Consider the following 19,413-nt stretch of genomic DNA (forward strand, 5'->3'; position numbering starts at 1 on the left):
TGGCTGACGCACCCTACTACAAATCAAACTAAGAGGGCTGAAGCCCAACAACATACCTCATCTTTATGAGAACCGTTTTATCTTATTCCCAATCAAACTTTCTACCCAAAAACTCTTCTAATTCCTGATTGTAAGGTTTAAAATAATCGCTCAACAGTTCGCGGACTGACTCATTTACCCGCTGATAAGAACCAGGATTAGCATTTTGGTATTCAGATAATTGATATTCCGGCAACTCCAAAAAGGCTAAAACATGATTGACAGTTGTCGCCGCACCTGCATACAAATCTTCGCTTTTCAAAATTAATAACTGTTCTTGGGGAAAGAAAGCCAGCCAATTTTTAATAAATTCTATATACCTACCGCGAGCTAAATAATTCCCAGGCTCCTCACCGATGATGTATTCTGGATTTTGATTCAGCCGTTCGATTTCGTCGCTAATTGCCCGATCGAGCGATCGCCCTTCCCAGTTTAAGCCCTTTAATCGGTAAAAATGAGAAATCGCGCGATCGACCGGATTTCGCAACAGCACAATCAGCTTCGACTCTGGACACGCGCTGTAGAGACGTTCCGGCGCTTCCCGAAAATCAAAATAGCTCGGACTTGCCTCACCCGTTATAAATTCCCCTCCCTGTGGCATTGGGGGAAAATGGGCCCAATACCAATCAATCCCTCTGTGAAAGTGCCAGGAGAAAAAATCCATCTCCTTTTTAATCGGACTCAAAATTTGCGGGTGTTCAGCTAAATAAGTGTACAGAGAAGTCGTGCCGCACCGCTGAGAACCAATAATTATAAAATTAGGAAATTTGACTGGCTTTAAGTTCCAATTTTGTGGCACAGGCATCTTGCCTGTCTCCATATTTTCTGCCACAGGCGTCTTGCCTGTCTCCATATTTTGTGCAACAGACATCTTGCCTGTTCTCTTACTAAGAATAGATGCAAAACTTTGTTTGTAACTGACAGTTTGATAACAACTAATCGCCTCAGAAATTTTGCCTTGTCTCGTCAAAACTTCTCCCAAATTCAAATAAGGCCAAAAAGCCTCCGGTTGAGCATCAACAACTTCTCGGCAAAAGTTTTCAACTCGATCCAGCTTGTTTTGCTCAATCAAAACTTCCCACAAATTGTAATAAAACCACCAAGGAAGATCGGGATTTATTGCCATTGCTTGCAAAAATGCCGCCGCCGCTTCCTCCCCATATTTTTGCTGGCTCAAAACCGCACCTAAATTATAATAAGACCAGCAATCATCAGGTTTTTGGGCGACTGTGGCGCGGGCTGAGGCTAAAGTGCGATCGCACTCGAGGGCTTCGGTAACGCACTTTTGCTGTTCCTGCAACAACCGCTCCAAGTCTGCTGGCGATACAGCACAATCTGGGATAATTGTCAAAATAATTTGGTAAATAATTGTTGCGCTTTTTGGGCGATCGCGCTGTGCTAACTTCTTTCCTAACTGTAAATAAAACTCCAAATTTTCCGGTGTAACTTGCAATTGAAATTGTTCTAATAATGACTTTGAGTCAGACATTGTTTGTCCGAGAGCATATCCAAACTTCTCGTAAATTCCCGGCAAATCTCCGTCAATATGAATAGCTTTTAAATAGGCGACAATAGCATCATCCCACTGTTTGAGTTTAGTTAAAGCCTCGGCTAAATTGTAAAAAGACCAAGGAAAATCTGAGTTGAGTGCAATCTCGCAGCGGTAAGCAGCGACAGCATCCTCCCAGCGTTCTAGTTTCAGTAAAGCATCACCCAAATTGTGATAAGACCACGAAAAATCTGGATTTAACTCAACAGCTTTTTTGTAGGCCGCTACAGCATCCTCCCAGTATTCGAGTTTTAACAAAACATCGCCCAAACTGTGATGAGACCACGAAAAATCTGGATTTAACTCAACAGCTTTGCCGTAAGCAGTAACAGCATCATTAAACTCACCGCTTTCTTGCAGGGAATTGCCCAACTTGTGGTAATCGTGACTATTCATGCACAACTCCTGCAATATTCATTAACTTCTCTAGCAAGTTCACATCCACCCGCATATCTTTATGTCCCGAATATTTATGAGTTTGGTCATCAAACAATTCAGCAATTAAATAGTAATGTTCCAACTCACACAAATTACTAATAGTCCAAAAGCAAGTTGGCACATAAATCGGAGAAAAAATCTCAATTACTTTAGTTCCTGGGCTGCAAAAAACTAAATTAGTCAATCCACCTCCGTGAGGGGCGACAACTACCTCAGCCGCAGCCAAACAGGCTGCTTGTTCCGCTACCGACATCATTTCTAACTTAACTGTACGAAACCCAATTTTTTCTAGATAGGCGACAACCTCTTCGTCATTGACTATTCGCCGATAGGATGCTCGATTTCGACTGATATAAATTCGTTTTGAATATTTTGTATTTTGGGAATTATCTTGATTTAAAAATATTCGTTTTAGATATTCGCATTTCCATTTAGAGGTTCCCGAAGCACCATCACAAATTGAAGGAACTATTAATTTATCCGCTGTAAAGTGAGGCAGGTAGCGACTTTCTAAAATTTTATCTAGTGGAATTCCTAAAGTATTTAAAGTTTCTTTTTCATAAGCCAAATCCCAAGCATTAACAACAAACTTATCAATAGTGTCTATCAATCCGCAGCGCTGCAAAAGCTCGAACCGTGTAACCACATCAAACATCCAATGAAAATAAGCTGCGCCTCCCCAGCGAGCAGATAAAAAAGCTACATTTCCCTCGACGTGTTCGGGGAGAGGCAATTTGTCGGAAGTTATGACTAATTCAGGACAACCCGTTGAAATATCGGGAACAAGTTTATTGTCTGAAGTAATGGCGGCGGTAGTAGCAATATCTGCCCAAGCTCGTCCTTTTGGTATGGTAGCAACAAAAGATTTTTTGATATTAAATTTTTCATCTTTCCAGCATTTGCTGTTGGTGTGGATTGTTTTGGAGTCAGATAAATTGATTTCACTGGCAGGATAGATGTCTGTGCAAGTAATCCTCGGATCTGACTCTGCTGCTATCACCAAATCATCTGTAAATCCACAGTATTTTTTGAGAAAACTTAACGGCAAAAAATTATAGCCAAGTTTGAGGAGGTCGGCTTCATTCACTTCTCCTTTTTGTTCTAAAGCATATGTTAGATGATAGTAAACTCCAAACAAATCTGGTTTGATTTGCAGGGTTTGAACAAAATTAGATATTGCCCTATCCCACTGCTGTTGTGCCATTAAACTCAAACCCAATCCTTCGTAACACCAACAGGATTTGGGATCTAGATTGATGCCTTGCTCGTAAATTGCGATCGCCCTTTCGAGTTCCCCTTGCTCCCGCAGCGCATCGCCCAGCTTCTTGTACAGCCAACTGTGCTCGGGTTCTAGCTCAACAGCACGCCCAAGAGCAACCGCTGCTTCCGGCCAATTTTCTTGTTTTTCCAGGACTTCCGCCAAACTATTGTACAGCCAAGCATCGGGATTTAATTCAACAGCTTTGCGGTAAGCTGCTGCCGCATCTTCCCAATTTTCTAGTTCAATTAAAGCCTTACCCAACCTTTCGTAAGACCAATAAAAATCAGCATTTAGTGCAATAAATTTGCGGTAGGCCGTCGCAGCTTCCTCCCACTCAGAAAGCTGCACCAACATATCGCCTAAACCGCTGTAATTCCAGCAAAAATCGGGATTTAACTCAATAGCTTTGCGGTAAGCAGCAGCGGCTTCGCCATATCGATCGAGTTCCTGCAACGTTTCTCCCAAAAAGTGGTAAGCCCAACTAAAATTAGGATTTAGCGCGATCGCCTGTTGGTAAGCGATCGCAGCTTCTTCCCACAACTGCTTGTCTTGCAGGCATTTACCCAACTTGTGGTAAGTTAGATAATTGCCCGACTTAATTGCGATCGCAGTTTGATAGCAGGCGATCGCCTCATCCAGATAACCGCCATCTGCTGCAATATGCCCCAACTTTTCCCAACCTTGACACAAAACTGCTTGCTCTTCGCCCAAACTTTGATTCCCGATTTTTTTAACAATCAGTTGATAGCCTTTGTGGACTACTTCTAACTGACTCCCAAACATTTCCAGAAAAAGATCGATGCCGATTTTAGTATTTTGCTCCGGGTTGTCGGGATAGGTAAACTCATAATCGTCAAAAATCATCAATCCCCCAACTTTCACCACCCTCCAAGATAAAATCGCATCTTGCAGAGCACTGGTGGCTTTGTGACAACCGTCAATGTAAGCAATATCGTAAGATTCTGAATCCAAGGTTACTAAAACTTTCTGAGAATAACCTTGTAAGGGAATTACTTTGTCGCCCGAGCCAGTTTTAGGAATATTGCCATGAAATTGTTCTTGGAAATACAAGTCAATACAAGTAATATTTGCTGTCGGATGAGTTAAAATATTATCCAACAACCAGCAAGCAGACATTCCTTGCAAGCTGCCAATTTCTACCACTTGAAAATCCGCGATTCCCGCTAAATGCTGCAAATGCAGTTTCCAAATGTGAATATTGTGAGTAAACCAATCTTGGGTAAATTGATAATTTTTGGCCGCACACTCAGGCCAACCTCTCAATTCAGCGGCTTTTTGGTGGAAAACCATCGCTTCTTCCACTTGTCCTAATCGCGGTAAAAGATTTCCCAAATCGCTGTAAGGCTTAGAATTAGTCGGATCTATCTCTATTTGGCTGCGGTAAGTGGCAACAGCTTCTTCCAATAAGTTTTCCCGAATTAAGGCAAATCCTAAATTAGAATAAAACACCAGAATATCTGGTTTGAGTTCGAGGGCTTTGCGGTAGCAACTAATAGCTTCTTGCCACATTTGTTTGTGAGCAAAAGATTCCCCTAAATAATTGTGCGCCCAATAGGAATCATGATTGATTTCCAGCACCTGACGGTAACATTGAATAGCCTCATCAAATTCGCGTCTTTGTGCGAAAAGATTTCCCAAACCCATATAAGAGCGAGCGTAATTGGGATTGATTTCGAGGCTTTTACGGTAACAATCGATCGCCCGATCGCCTTCTCCTCGCTCCGCCAAAGTTTGACCCAAGCTGTGGTAAGATTCAAAAGAATCGGGATTGATGGCAATTGCTTGTTGGTAATTGGCGATCGCCTCATCCCACCGTTTCTGTGCGACCAGCATTTCGCCCAAATTGTGATAAGCTGTTGCCAGTTGCGGGTCTAGTTCAATTGCCTGCGAATAACACTCAGTAGCGCGATCGAGCTTTCCCAATTCAACTAAACTATTTCCCAGAGTGACGTATTCCTCAGCCGTTGCCCAATTTGGCTCGATCTTGAAAGCTTGATACCAACAGTCTGCCGCATCTGCTCGCCGATCCAACTGCATCCAAATTTTCGCCAACAGCCGATAAGCCGCGGCAAAATTCGGTGCTAGGGCGATCGCTTTTTCACAACTGGCGATCGCCTTTTGCCACTGTTTTCCTTGAGAATACAAACTGCCTAGATTAGCATAAACTTCCGGCAAATTCGGATTGCGATCCAGTGCCGCTTCATACCACTGTTTAGCCTGCTCGACTTCACCTTGAACCTGCATTACCTTCCCAAGAGTCTGACAAGCCACCGCCAAATTCGGTTCAATTTTCAGCGCTGACTCGCAAGCAGCAACTGCCTCATTCAACCTTCCTTCAACCAAATAAACTTCTGCTTGCCGATTCAAATCAACCGCTGCTTTTTCCATCTTCTCAATCGAGGGCATAAATAAACTTACTCCAGACGCCAGCTAACCCAAACCAACTATTTCAACCATCCTTTTTAGCGAACTCAAGTTCACTAAAATATCCTCAGTCAGCGAATTTTGATACATTAACTGTCTAATAGGATAACATTCAAAAGCCTCACCAGCTAAAAAGTAATGTTCCAACTGCAAATATTGACTGATTCCCCAGTAATAATGACTGATATAATGAGGCGACACCAACTCAATTACTTTAGTTCCAGATTTACTAAAAATCGTATTTGTCAACCCGCTTCCGTGGGCAGCAACTATCACCTCAGCATGGTAAAAATGAGCAATTTGCTCTCCCAAAGACATCGACTCAGGTAAAATAGAAACAAAGCCCGATTGTGCCAAAACCTCAACCACATCTTCCTCGTTCAAAACTCTGCGATATCTGGCTTTGCTGCGACTGATGTAAATGCGCTTTGGATAACTTGAACCAGGTATAATTCCCTTGAGAAACTCCCGCCTCAAAAAATCGATCGCCCATCCGGACGGCCAGCCCAAAAATCCCGCAAAAGAAGGTACAATTAACTCTGTTGCTTGCAGGTGAGGAATGCGATCGCTCTCCAAGACCTTTTCCTCGGGAATTCCCAGAATCCGGAGACTTTCCCGCTGAAATTCATGCTGACAACTGTTCACCAAAAACCAATCAATTTCCGCCAAATCCCTACCGCTGCGCCGCAGCAATTCTATCCTCGGCAAAACGTCCACCATCCAGTGAAAATAGACATTTCCTGATAAACCAGAAAGCACCGCCACGCTGCCGTCTATCTGCTTTAAAGGTGGAAAGGATTCTAACTTAAAAACGCTGTGTTTTCTGATATCGTGCTTCTCGCATCCCGGTAACAAACCCGGATAATCTCTCGACACATCAGCCAGCAAATAATTGTCAGGAGTAATGACAGCAATCGCTTTGCAAATCAGCCAATAATTTTGCTGCGGCACAATCCAAACTCGCCCGTTGGGAATCTGTGCCACAAAAGTTTTTGGGGTTTCCACAGGTATCGGTTGCGAGTTAGACAAACGGCAAACTCCCCAACCCAAATGCACCGGATCGAACCACTTAGAAATTCTGTGCAAACACAGCCCGCAAGTTAAACCGGCACAATCGGAATTTGTCAACTGCGAATTAACAGAAAATTTAGAAGTCGGAATATTTTCCGCCCTAGCTTCTGTTGCAGATTTCCAAACAATTTCCACATAATTGCCAGCATCCAATTTAGCATTAACCAGCCAATCCCAACTCGATAAATAAATACCGTGCGGACGTTCTGAAAAATTGTCTTCGGACGCTATAAAACTCTGTCTGTCCCACTGTTTTGGCTGTCCGTACCCGTGCGATTGCAACTCTAAAACCTGTTCGTAATAATCGATCGCCCGTTCCCAATGTCCCTGTTTCTCCAGCAGTTTCGCTAACTCAAAATAAACATGAGGTAAAGCTGGTTGAATTTTCAAAGCCATGCGGTAAACGACAATTGCCGCGCCGAATCGGTGCTGCTGGGCCAAGCAATTTCCCAGCCGCCAGTAAAGCTCTGCATTTTTGCGCTGAATTTGCAAAGCTTTTTGATAATAAGCAGCGGCTGATTCATATCCGCCGTACTCTGTTAAAGCATTCCCCAAATGCAGGTAAATTTCTGCTAAATAATCGCTAATTTCAGCAATTGGGAATTGGGCATTGGGCATCGGGCATTGGGCATTGGGCATTGGTAATAGGGCATTGGGCATTGGGCATTGGGCATCGGGCATTGGTAATAGGGCATCGGTAATTAATCTTCCTTCTTCCGACTTCCCTCTTCCTTCTTCCTTCTGCCCTCTTCCTTCTTCCTTCTGCCCTCTTCCTTCTTCCTTCTGCCCTCTTCCTTCTTCCTTCTTACTTCCAGTTAGCGCTTTCAGAAATCGATCGCACGCAGCGATCGCCCTTGACAACTCATCATCCTCTACAGCAGCAACTTGCCTCGTTTCTCCCAAACGACAGTAAGCCTCAACAAATTCTGGCTTGAGAGCTACCGCCTGCTTGAAATAAGGCATGGCTTCGGCAATTTTGCCCAAAAACATCAAAGAAAATCCGGCGTCTGTATAGCCGGAAATATGTTGGGGATTGAGTTCGATTACCCGATCGAAACAAGCAACCGCCGCCAAATGTTCCCCCTGCAATTGCCAAGCTTTCCCTAGATTGTAGTGAGCCAAAACCATCTCCGGCTCTAGCTCGATCGCGCGACGGTAATATGCGATCGCCTTTTCGGGACTTTTTTCGTGGAACACCTGGCCCAAATTATTGTGCGGCGTCGCCCACTCCGGCTTAATCTCGATCGCCCGCTGGTAAATCTCGATCGCCTCAGCAGGGCGATCTTCCTTCAGCAAAATCACGCCCAAATTGCTGTAAGCTTCCACATAATCCGGCTGGAGGGCGATCGCCTGACGGTAGCTATCAATTGCCGCTTCTAGCTGATTATTTTCATTTAAAACCACAGCCAGATTGAATACAGCAAGTAAATAATCGGGTTTTTGGGCAATCGCCTTGCGGTAACAGTCGATCGCCCCCAACAAATTACCCTGATTGTGAAAAACATTTCCCAAGTTATAATTTAACTCCGGCCAGTCTGGCTTCAACTCCAGAGCTTTGCCGTAGTGAAAAGCCGCCTCATCCAGCCAGCAATACTCGCTGTAAAGTTGACCCAAGTAAGCATGGGCCAGCACAAACGTCGGCGAAATCTCCAAAGCTTGCACAAAAGCATCTCTTGCTGCCGTCGGATCTCCGCTCGCTTCGAGGATTTCGCCTAAAGTGGTGTAAGCTAGCGGCGAAAATGGCTGTAGTTCGATCGCCTGATGGCAAAAATCGATCGCCTCACTTAACTTTCCCTGGTTCAAATAAACTTGGGCTTGCCGGATGTATTCTTGAGTGGTCATTGCTTGCGGTGCAGTTGCGGTTGCTTTACCGCTTCAGGAAAACTTATAAATTCTGATTTTAAAACTTTGATCTTTTCAGACTATCTATATTTTAGGCGATCGGGTCGTTCGTAGTGCGGACTTCAGTCCGCAATATGCTGCGGACTGAAGTCCGCACTACGAACAGTTTTTTGTTATAGTAATCGATCGCACATGATGTCAGAAGGCAAAATAAAATATTAATTCGGTCGATCGCTCTCGATCGATTTTTTTAAAATACTCTTGCTTTACTTGAGCCCTTGAATATTTCAACCTCACCCCGCTGTTGGCAGAATGAGGTTGAAATCCTTTCAAACGATCGGCTTTTGTGAGAACAGCCCCGGATAAAATCCGGTGTCGCCCCACAACCGCCAGTTGTTTTAGAACACCTCGAAATTGTTCGAGGTAATAGTCAGGCCAGTCTGCAACTGAGCAACCTGTAGCACTCCGTTGCCACTGTTGAAGAACAACGCACCGTTTGTGGGGTCGTAGATCAACTTGTTAGTGGTGGATCCTGGGCTGCTGGCGCTGAAACCAGAAACGACAACAAACTCGCTGGTATCGACGCTGTTGCCCAAAGCACCGAACACGCCGCCGCCGGTCGTCTTCAATCTGATCTTATCTTCAGCAGGCGTAAAGTCAGTGATCGTGTCTACGCCGAAATCGCCGCCAGCACTCGCGAAGTAGAACGTGTCGCTACCAGCACCGCCAGTCAGGACATCGCTGCCTCTGTCGCCAGATACGAAGTCATTACCAGCGCCACCATCGACAGTATCGTTGCCTTTACCGCCCCAGATGGTATCGTTGCCATCGCCACCGCTGACAGTATCGCTGCCTTGGCCGCCAAACAGGGTATCGTTACCAGTTCCGCCGAGTACGAGATCGTTGCCTTGGTCTCCAGAAACCAAGTCATTGCCAGCACCGCCGTCGAGCTGGTCATTCCCTTTGCCGCCAAAGATTCTATCATCGCCGTCACCACCAGAGACAGCATCGTTGCCACTGCCTGAAACGAGGGCATCGTTACCGCTGCCGCCGCCGAGACTGTCATTGCCGCCACCGGAAAAAATGATGTCGTCCCCACCGTTACCGGCGATGACATCATCGCCCCCAAAGGTCAGGATGATATCGTTGAGATTGCCTGCACTTAATCTGTTTGCGGTTCCGAGACCGACAACACTAGAGCCGCCAGCTCCTGGTAGAGAAACTGCTGGTTGTGTTGGATTAGTTACCTGTGTCATTTACACTCCTCCTAAAAGATGAATCACTTTTCTACAATACACTTTTCCCTCCAAAGGGATTCAATAAATCGAACCGGACATCGGTTGAGACCCTAATTGACCCGGCTGCTATAAGCTGTCATGTAATTTAATTTGTCAGCAGGGAGCCGGGAACCGCGAGTTGAATCTGGTATTCGTTGAGCAGCAAGTATCAGTTGTTTTCTGCCTTGGACTCTCGACTCCATCACTCCCTCCTCTAGCACGAAAATATTGCACTTAAACGTTTGTGAGTCTACCATACGTACCTTGGGTGCGGCTACTTATTTTTTAAACTGTAGCCAGAAATACACATAGACCATTTGTTAATGGGAGTATGCTCTCAAGATTGAGAAATTGCACCGCAGTCCTTGGCAACTACCGATCGCCCGAAAGTTCGATCGCCCGCAATCGAGCTTGAACTGAGTTGCGATTTTTCAGTAGACTCTGAATCACGAGACTTTTAAGTTCCGCCCAGAGTTCCCGAAAAATAAAATTTGTTGAGCAGCACGTTATTCCCTGGAAATTCAGCCCATCGGCTTGATACTCCCCACCGATGAATCGGGGGGATTCTTGATTAAGACCACAAAGGGACTTTCAAAGGCGTTAACAAGGCACCTCTACCCACTCAGCTTGAACGAGTCCAAACCTTGCGTATACTTTTAGCTTTTTATACTTTCAGAGTCCATCGCAACGCCAGATAGGTACGCTCAATAATTCACTGTTACTTGTTTGGTCAGGCTACGGTCAAGCCGAGACGAACCAACTCAGGAGTTTCACCTTATTAAATTATTTCAACACGTAGATGGTTATTCTTAATCGCTGTAATTAGTGTATCATTTCAATTAAATCTGTGCAATCATTTTAAGGCGACTAAATAAGTCGCAGCCACGTTCCGGACCATGTCTAAAGCCAGGGGCTTCCCGCTCGTTTTTCGGTGAACCCCCAGAGTTATGATTTGAGATTTTTATACTCTAATATTATTTATATTTTGGCGATCGATATCATTGCCGTCACCGCCCAAACCAGTATCGTTACCCGATCGGCCAAGTACGGTGTCATTGCCCCTATCTCCGGAGACGAAATCATCCCAATCAGCGCCGTTGAGGAGATCGAAACCTTTACCGCCGAAGAGAGTGTCGTTGCCGTTGCCACCATAGACTACATCGTTGCTTGTACCATCCAGATTGACCCGGCCGCTATAGGCTGTCATGTACCATTTTTAATGGGACTAGGCTCTTTGATAGAACTTGCACGCCCGATGGTTAATTAAATAATGTTCGATCGCACAAATTGCGATCGTCAGGATTGCGTAATAATTAACAGAGTGCCATTTCTTAGTACGCTTCAATCAACCTGACTGTTGAGTTCAAATATTAGTTCCGCCCAAAAAACAAAAAAACTTGATTGGTCTCCAAATCCTTAAGCAGCAAGGTTTTAGACGCAGAAACCAGCGATCCCCACAAGTTATCTGTGGGAATGGCCCGTGCATAAGATATTTTTTGTCCTGGGAAGCACCTCAACACCGCCTTGCACAACAAATCAATAGCAGCCCTTTGTAAAAGTGTCAGTGCTGCCTAAGTCTTAGGTAACTTTGAATACAGCTATATTTAAAAATTAAATTTTATAAATTCTAGTTTTCAGCAATTATTTATTGCTAATTGCTAATTCGGACGCGATCGATCGCAATAAATTAACAATTAGCAATTTCCCGAAAAAATCGTTGGCATTCATAGACAAGCTGTACTATTTACCCGATCCGTGTGATTCTAAGTCTGCTGGTGACCGATTGACATAGCTCTGGCTGTCGTAGCTGTAGATGTGAGCGTCTGTTTGGAAAATATAATTGATTGAACTAGCTGCATAGTAGGTCAGCACTAGCAGCGACACTGCGTTAAGAATTCCATAAATTCGCTTCTCAGACATTTCGTTCATTTTCACTCCTAGGGTTTGTGCAAATAGTAAATTTTGATACTGTGACGGCACTTTTTTGGGGAAGTTCCCGAAAATGCAGCACCAGATCAAAATCCCATCGCTCGCCTTATAAACTCACTCGTTATTCCTCCCATAAAACAAGTCCTGCTTGAGACAAGCAATAGTTTTGTTGGCTATTTCATATTCAAGTCTCTGCCTTTAATTGTGTATCTAACTGTGGTAAGAGTTTGGGAATTGTGGCGATATCGAACTCTACATTTTTCTGTTGGAAAGCTGCTACAATCTGCAAATATCTAGCATCAAAAGCTTATAGGGTAAAAAATATAGCTTTTTATCAAAAACCAGCAATAATTTTCGCCAATTCGATTAATGGTAAGCAGAAGCCGGAAATAATAAAAATTATTAAGTTGTAAGCGGAACGCTAAAATATGTCTGAAGTTATACTCTGGCTAGCAAGAGAACGTGTTATATTGCCTGTTAAGTTTGAGCTTGGTGGAGGTGGCAGATAATTTATGACTGAAAAAATGTTGCGGTCGCTGTCCCAAAATCGGGGTCTCACACTTTTGACTGAGTGGCAGCCTTAAATCACAATCCGACCAAATAACAGCAGGCATCAAAAAACAGAAGGCAGAATTTGATAGGGGTAAAAACATACTGTTTTAGGATTCAGCATTTTTATTATCTGATTCCACCTTCTAGATGCCACGTTTTGTCATAAAACAAGATGATTTACTGGATGGGAGGAGCGAGGAATGATGATTCAGGCAAGCTGACTAACTATGTTTGAGTCAGTTACTTCCACAATTTACTATAATTTTTGCTCTGATTTAGCTTCTTGTTCAACCGACTTTCTGCTACTAATTTGAAACAGGGATAAGGGTAGAACAATAGGCCAAACCAGGGGGCCGAGTAGTAAGGCCACCCAAGAGAGCAAGTCTTTTTTGGATGTTGAAGTATCGTTCCAAAAAACAATGAACCAAACCACAAAAACGATTAAGGAAACCGAAAAGTAGCCAATGATGAGCATTCTTTTACCTGCCTGCCTATAGATTGGGTCGAAGTATTGATAATTTATTGTATCTCAGGCTGCGGCTCGCCGATCGCAACTGGAGGCCGGGAGTGAGGAGTGTTGAAAACGAACAGTTTCACAAGTCTGGGAGTCCACAGCCTAGGATGTCGGAGGCACACCGGCGAAACCACCAACAATCGCACTCAAAGTCTTGCAATCAGGAGTTTTTGAGGTTTCGTCCAACCTGGAGGCTACCGCCACAATCACAGCCAATGCGATCGAGGTCTCTCCTTTTAGGTGATTTGACTCACGTACACTTAGTGATTTAGATCGCAAGCACATATCAGAAAGATCACAGAGCTTAGCCGACGGCCATCACCCTACTCTGTTCTCAAATGCTGGATATTAGAATAGTAGAGTTCAACGAGATTTCATGCAAACTCTGACTTTAAAATCCGATCGCACGATCGCTGAACTATTTTATCAAGTCACGCATTCGGGCAATCTGAGTCGTACCGAAAGTCACGGACTGCGTGCACTTTGTGAAAGCGCTCTCAACGAAGACGATCGAGATGCAGTCAACCGTATACTTCACGCCATCCGCCGCGGATGGGTCAGAATTTCCGATTAGTACCGTCAGACAGTAAGTTTAGATCGGTAGTTCCGATCTGTCTGGTGTAAAGCTTTGCCCGCAAGTAAGATTTCCCTGAGTAGGTCTCTCCATTAACCTCTCAAAAATATTTTTTGTTGCGATCGTGGCGATCGCACCCGGTTTCTTGAAGATGCCGGGATTTTTGATGCAAAACGGTTAACAGTCCTTAGTGCTGTCCCTGCACGCGGACAGTAGTCAGTAGTCAGCAGCGGGGACTCATTAAGTATATCTACGGAAAAAAAACTACACAAAGATACCCAGTAAATGCAAGCCAAGTGGGTTTCTCAACACCATAAAAGTTTTACGCTTAATATGGGTCGATTTAGTTAGTAGTAATTACTTAGCAGTCATCCTAAAAATAAAGATAGTATATTGTAGGTATTCTTCACCATCAAGATCGCTCATATACAAAAGAGTAAATGAGTGTTCTCACCCCTCAACGCATCTATGTTTATTGGTAAGGACATACTTAGTGATTTGTTAAATTAATATTAACTTGTTTGTCAGCAGCTTTTAACAAAAAACACAGATTTTGGAGTTACTAAAAAGGAGGAATCGGGACGGGGTTTGTGTTTCGAGATGCTCTCTCGATCGAGGAAACATCCGCTCCCCAAGTCCGATTGACACAAATCACCAATCAAGACAGAATCGATCACATTTACTGGCGTATTTGAATCACATAAATATTGGGAAAATCAGTCAATACTATCAAAAGTGATTTCAAAAAAAAACCAATGATGACCCAAACGTTTTTACCTCAATTTACGATCGCAGAGCTAGTGTTTCAGGTATATCACTCCGGTCTGCTGACTCCCACTCACCGACAACAGCTCAAGACAGCGCTATTAAATGACTGTCTTACCGAAGAAGATCAAACAGCCATCAACCGCTTGCTCCACGCGGTTCGCCGGGGCTGGCTTAAAGTTGTAGATTAAACTGTTGCCCAAAATTTTGTCACTTTTCTTTCAATGCACTGTCAATCATTTTTAGATTTGAGAATTTACATTTTAGATAAGAAATTTTATCAACAGATGAATCTGGAGATTGAACTTTAATCTAAAATTTTTGACTCTTCACTAGGCGAATCTCGGATAGCTGTATCCGTTTTTGGGCGAGGAAACCTGAAGCTTTAATTAAATCCCCTCAATAAAATCTGGAATTAAGCTAAATGTAGGGTGCGACACCAGCACCCTGCGGTTTTAAATTCTGTGTTGCCAGCTTATTTACTCAGAAATTGTGCCGTCAGGCATCATAGCCTCTCTCAGATTCGCCTCCTTCCAATTTGTCCCGCGCAAAGAAGCTTGATGCAAGTTTGCTCCCCTGAAATTTGCTCCCTTAAGAGAAACTCCACTCAAATCTGCTAGATGCAGATTTGCACAAGTCAGATTAGCTCCGCTCAAATCTGCTCCCTTCAAATTAGCTTTTTGGAGATTTGCTTCTGTCAAATTAGCCCAACTCAAATTTGCTTGAGTGAGGTTAGCATGGCTGAGATCGGCTTGTGTTAAGTTGGCGTCAGTTAAATTTGCTTGAGTCAGGTTGATTCCGCAAAGTTTTACTTCTGTCAAATTGGCACCTTGCAAGTTAGCGTTAACTGCATAAACTTGAATTAAAATTGCCCGTTGAAGGTTCGCATCTCTGATGTCTGCACCCCTGAGACTCGCCCCCGTAAAATCTGCCCCGCTGAGCACGGCACTCCGCAAGATAGCTCCGCTCAAATTCGCTCCCATCGCCTCGCATTCGCCGAAATTAGCCGACATGAGGTTGGCTTGGGAGAAGTCAGCTTTGCTGATATCTGCTTGATACAGATTGGCTCTGTAGAGCGTTATGCCGATCGCACTTACACCTGTTAAACTAGCTCCTGTCAGGTCTATATCGCGCAAATTTGTCCTTGACATATCGATCCCAGCCAGATCAACTGTACGAAAAACCCGTTCTCCGGCTGCATACCGTCTGAGAAGTTCCTCTGCATTCATGTCTTTTTCCCCAAAATATTGAATAATATCTTTGATATTTCAATAATATTAGGCATGAGTGACCTTTACGTTTCTTGGTCTGAGTACCATCGAAAAATTGAGGATTTGGCAGTAAAAATTAATGAATCTCAATGGAAATTCGATCGCATTGTCTGTTTGGCGAGGGGAGGGCTGCGCGTCGGCGATACTCTGTCGCGGATTTTCGACAAACCTCTGGCGATTTTAGCGGCCTCGTCCTATGGTGGGGCGGAGGGAAAAGTCCGGCGGGCGATCGAGTTTGCGCGGGATTTGACAATGGTGGGCGATAATTTGGGCAGCCAGATTCTGCTAGTTGACGATTTGGTGGATTCGGGAATTAGTTTAGAGCAAGCTATTGTTTGGCTGAAGAGTCGTTACGGCGAGGATATTCAGGAAATTCGGACTGCTGTGCTTTGGTACAAGGCTTGTTCTGCGGCGAAACCGGATTATTATGTAGATTATTTGCCGGATAATCCTTGGATTCACCAACCTTTTGAAATGTACGAAAAGATGAGTGCGACTGATTTGGCGGCGCCAGTCAAAAATTAGTGAAACCCGCCGCTAGGAGTCTTTGATTTGAAGTTGCTCTTTTACCCAAGCTCGAAATGCTCTGATTGTTGGGCTTCTTCTTTGGGTGTTAGCGCGATCGACAAATTGGGGAATGACATCAATAATGGGAAAGTCGGGGAAATTTTGGCTAGTATCGGACTCAGTATATTTTCCGTCTTGAAGCAGATAGATTTTCAGGGTTCGCCCGTCATATCTCCAAAGTTCCGGCACTTTCAAAGCTTGATAGCTGTTTAAACTGGTTTGTGAGGAGTTGTCAATCTCGATCGCCAAATCGGGAGGCGGATCTAGTGTTAAATCTATTCTATCTTTACCTGCTTCGTAAAACTTATCCAAACCTAACTAAAGCCATCTTTAGCTACAATTTAGAGTTCACTTCCTACGCTGTTGGGTGGTCGGCCATCCCAAGGTAAGTAGGCTATCCCCCTCAAGCCGAGGGTTCCCAATTTAAAATATTTAAACTGGCATTTAAATCGCGGTCTACCGACAGGTCACAAACAGGACAATCGTAAGTCCGAACGCTTAATGGCATATCTTTTTTATGCCCGCAATTTGAGCAAAGTTTGGAGCTGGGGAACCATCGATCCACCAGTACCAAGTTGGCTCCATACATTTGGCACTTATACTCTAACTGTCGCCTGAATTCGTAAAATCCCAAGTCCGCTATTGCACCAGCTAACTTATGATTTGCCATCATGCCACTGACATTCAAGTCTTCAATCTTAATTTGCTCAAAAGTCTGAGTTAAGTAAGTCGTCAACTTGTGAAGAAAGTCTTTACGAATCCAGGCTATTCGTCCGTGCAGCTTGCCAATTTTATCGTAAGTTTTACGTTGGTTTTTAGAACATTTTACTTGCCGATGAGCTTTGCGTTGCAACTGTGCAAGCTTGGTTTTCACTTGCTTCAGTGGTTTTGGTGCATCAAACACTCTGGCGTTTGACAGGGTGACAAAAGACTTAATTCCCAAATCGATTCCTACAGAACTTTTTCTCTGTTGAATAGGCAAGCGCTCTGCATCAACACTGAAGGAAACAAACCAGATATTTCCTTCTTTTGAAATGGTAAAGGTTTGAGTGACGAATCCGCATTCTAAGGGTTCATACAGTCGGAATGTTCCCAAAGTAGGGATCTTAATGGTACTACCAGCATTTAGGAGAACTTTTCCATTAGACGAATCAACCGTAAATGATTGACCGTCCCGACGACTGGCAAATCTTGGATGACGGGCTTTCCCCAAGCGATACCGACTAAACGCCTCTTTTAAGTCAATTAAAGCGTTTTGGTACACTCTACTGGATAACTGGTTCATCCAAGCAAATTCTGGCTGTTTCTTCACGTGGTTGGTTAGGACTTTCTTGAGTTCGTTAATTATCTTTGAGTCCGAAAACTTCCCCTCACCGTACATTTGAGTCCGTAAGCTCAAGCCCATGTTAAATACCACGCGCCTGAATCCTGCGTGTTTTGACATCCAAGTCGCTTCCTTGTTATTTAATTTGAGCGCTCGCTTGACGGCAAACATAAGTTCCAAAACACAAATTAAACTTTTTTCAAGCTATCAGGTAGAACCCGAGAGGCTGTTTGGCATTTAAATCGAGTGAGCATTCCATGTACGGTTTGTGGTTCTGGGGCTCGAAAATCCCAGTTTAAATGCAAAATAGCTTAGTCCTGATAATTTTGTAAATTCCGCTACTTTCCACATGAAACTCCTTCTCGGTAGTTAACTATGGATAAGTTTAGCAAACTATTTGCCACTTAAGTCCGACTCTGATCGCAGCTTCGTGCTGAATGTAGAAACAATCGTCTGGTTCTACACCGCGACGGGAGCATCAGTTTTGTTAAAAGCATTTTTTGATTCTAGTGCGAGCTTAAGAGCTCGCGTATTCTACAAATCGCGAGCTCTTAAGCTCGCACTATAAATGCAAAACTGAGATGCTCCATGGTTGACTTTAGTCCTCTGGTTTTTATGCGGACTAAAGTCCTCACTACGAACCTAAGAATTAGCGAACCGAAAGAATGCGATCGCCCAATTCGACACTTCCAGCCAAAACTTCCTGCCGCGCCCACTTGTCCGCCGCCAGAATATCATCCAAAGCCGGAGTTTCACAGTTATCCGCTTGATGTTTGTCGCACACCTTCTCAATCAACTTCGGAATATCCAAAAATGTAATCTTTTCCTCCAAAAATAGCGCTACCGCCTGTTCGTTTGCCGCATTCAGTACCGCCGGCATCGAACCGCCCGCACGTCCCGCCGCATAGGCTAACTGCATACAGGGATACTTTTCGTGATCGGGTTCTCGGAAAGTTAAATCACCGGATTTTACCAAATCTAGCTGCGGCCAATCTGTCTGAATTCGCTCCGGCCAAGACAAAGCGTAAAGTAGGGGCAAACGCATATCCGGCCAGCCCAATTGTGCCAAAACGGATGTATCTTGTAGCTCAATTAACGAGTGAATGATACTCTGGGGATGGATGACAATATCAATGTCATCATAATCCATCCCGAACAGGTAATGAGCCTCAATTACTTCCAATCCTTTATTCATCAAAGTAGCAGAATCAATGGTGATTTTCTGCCCCATCGACCAATTGGGATGTTTTAAGGCATCGGCGACTGTTACTTGTGCTAATTTGTCGATCGGCAAATCTCGAAAAGAACCGCCCGAAGCTGTGAGAATAATTCGGCGCAAACCTCCCGCCGGTATGCCTTGGAGGCATTGAAAAATTGCTGAATGTTCTGAGTCTGCCGGCAATACTTTAACCCCGTATTTTTCGATCAGGGGGTTGACAACGGGGCCGCCGGCGATTAATGTTTCTTTATTGGCTAAGGCGATATCTTTGCCTGCTTTGATGGCGGCAATTGTTGGCAGCAAACCGGCACAGCCAACTATGCCGGTGACGACGGCTTCAGCATCGCCATATTTGGCAACTTCGACAACGCCTGACTCGCCAGCAAGTAAAATAGGTTGAGGGTCGAGATCTGCGATCGCCCTTTGCAATTCCTCTAATTTATCTTCGTCGCAAATCGCGACAATTTCCGGTTTAAACTGGCGAATTTGTTGTGACAGTAACGTTACATTTCGTCCGGCGGTTAACCCGACAATCCGAAATTGTTCCGGGTATTGAGCTACAATATCCAGAGTCTGAGTGCCGATGGAGCCTGTGGAGCCGAGAAGAGTTATTGCTTTCACAATTTTTTAAGGTTTTGTGGATTATTCTAATATTACGATTACCGGACTCAAATTAGCGGTTAACTATGGCGCAATACGGTTCAATTAAGACAGATCACCCTGGCACCCCCCTTAAAAAAGGGGAGTAGGGGGTGGGACAAGAATGCTCTCAAAGT

At 44.2% G+C, this 19,413-nt stretch carries 14 protein-coding genes; 3 read left to right on the forward strand and 11 right to left on the reverse strand.

The features are described from left to right. Positions 1-82: 82 nt before the first annotated feature. From QZ938_RS24485 to QZ938_RS24515, 7 genes are all read right to left on the reverse strand, one after another. Positions 83-1,984, reverse strand: a complete 1,902-nt coding sequence (locus tag QZ938_RS24485; RefSeq protein ID WP_293353858.1) for a tetratricopeptide repeat protein — start codon at positions 1,982-1,984, stop codon at positions 83-85. Continuing rightward, positions 1,977-5,714: a tetratricopeptide repeat protein gene (locus QZ938_RS24490; protein ID WP_293353860.1), complete on the reverse strand. Its 3,738-nt coding sequence runs from the start codon at positions 5,712-5,714 to the stop codon at positions 1,977-1,979. The genes QZ938_RS24485 and QZ938_RS24490 overlap by 8 nt, the downstream gene beginning before the upstream one ends. Before the next feature lie 24 nt (positions 5,715-5,738). Then, positions 5,739-8,645 carry a tetratricopeptide repeat protein gene (locus QZ938_RS24495; RefSeq protein WP_293353862.1) on the reverse strand — a complete coding sequence of 969 codons (2,907 nt, stop codon included), beginning with the start codon at positions 8,643-8,645 and terminating at the stop codon, positions 5,739-5,741. Between the two features lie 398 nt (positions 8,646-9,043). Continuing rightward, positions 9,044-9,901 (reverse strand): calcium-binding protein, encoded by an 858-nt coding sequence (locus QZ938_RS24500; protein ID WP_293153780.1) that lies wholly within the window; start codon positions 9,899-9,901, stop codon positions 9,044-9,046. Positions 9,902-9,993: 92 nt separating this feature from the next. Continuing rightward, positions 9,994-10,179, reverse strand: coding sequence for a hypothetical protein (locus tag QZ938_RS24505; RefSeq protein ID WP_293153783.1), 186 nt, complete (start codon positions 10,177-10,179; stop codon positions 9,994-9,996). 704 nt (positions 10,180-10,883) lie between these two features. Continuing rightward, positions 10,884-11,129: a hypothetical protein gene (locus tag QZ938_RS24510; protein ID WP_293353864.1), complete on the reverse strand. Its 246-nt coding sequence runs from the start codon at positions 11,127-11,129 to the stop codon at positions 10,884-10,886. A 533-nt stretch (positions 11,130-11,662) separates the two neighbouring features. Next, on the reverse strand, positions 11,663-11,851 hold the full coding sequence (locus QZ938_RS24515; protein ID WP_293353866.1) for a hypothetical protein: 189 nt from the start codon (positions 11,849-11,851) through the stop codon (positions 11,663-11,665). Positions 11,852-13,293: 1,442 nt separating this feature from the next. Here QZ938_RS24515 and QZ938_RS24520 point away from each other — a divergent pair. Together QZ938_RS24520 and QZ938_RS24525 are read left to right on the forward strand one after the other, a co-directional pair. Next, entirely contained in the window at positions 13,294-13,491 is a 198-nt protein-coding gene (locus tag QZ938_RS24520; protein ID WP_293153792.1) for a hypothetical protein, read from the forward strand. Between the two features lie 755 nt (positions 13,492-14,246). Continuing rightward, positions 14,247-14,447, forward strand: a complete 201-nt coding sequence (locus QZ938_RS24525; RefSeq protein WP_293122028.1) for a hypothetical protein — start codon at positions 14,247-14,249, stop codon at positions 14,445-14,447. Positions 14,448-14,735: 288 nt separating this feature from the next. Here the strand turns inward: QZ938_RS24525 and QZ938_RS24530 are convergent, their stop codons facing one another. Beyond that, positions 14,736-15,485, reverse strand: coding sequence for a pentapeptide repeat-containing protein (locus tag QZ938_RS24530; RefSeq protein ID WP_293353868.1), 750 nt, complete (start codon positions 15,483-15,485; stop codon positions 14,736-14,738). A 54-nt stretch (positions 15,486-15,539) separates the two neighbouring features. On the opposite strand from QZ938_RS24530, the gene QZ938_RS24535 reads away from it, so the two are divergent. Further along, positions 15,540-16,052, forward strand: a complete 513-nt coding sequence (locus tag QZ938_RS24535; RefSeq protein ID WP_293331715.1) for a phosphoribosyltransferase — start codon at positions 15,540-15,542, stop codon at positions 16,050-16,052. A gap of 12 nt (positions 16,053-16,064) precedes the next feature. Here QZ938_RS24535 and QZ938_RS24540 read toward each other — a convergent pair whose 3' ends face one another. The 3 genes from QZ938_RS24540 to dxr form a co-directional block, all read right to left on the reverse strand. After that, positions 16,065-16,406, reverse strand: a complete 342-nt coding sequence (locus tag QZ938_RS24540) for a Uma2 family endonuclease (RefSeq protein ID WP_293353870.1) — start codon at positions 16,404-16,406, stop codon at positions 16,065-16,067. A 91-nt stretch (positions 16,407-16,497) separates the two neighbouring features. Further along, on the reverse strand, positions 16,498-17,589 hold the full coding sequence (locus tag QZ938_RS24545) for an RNA-guided endonuclease TnpB family protein (RefSeq protein ID WP_293157204.1): 1,092 nt from the start codon (positions 17,587-17,589) through the stop codon (positions 16,498-16,500). Between the two features lie 478 nt (positions 17,590-18,067). Continuing rightward, positions 18,068-19,258, reverse strand: coding sequence for a 1-deoxy-D-xylulose-5-phosphate reductoisomerase (gene dxr, locus QZ938_RS24550; protein WP_293157207.1), 1,191 nt, complete (start codon positions 19,256-19,258; stop codon positions 18,068-18,070). Positions 19,259-19,413: the final 155 nt, after the last annotated feature.

Source organism: Microcoleus sp. CAWBG27, assembly GCF_020883145.1.
Classification (GTDB): domain Bacteria; phylum Cyanobacteriota; class Cyanobacteriia; order Cyanobacteriales; family Microcoleaceae; genus Microcoleus.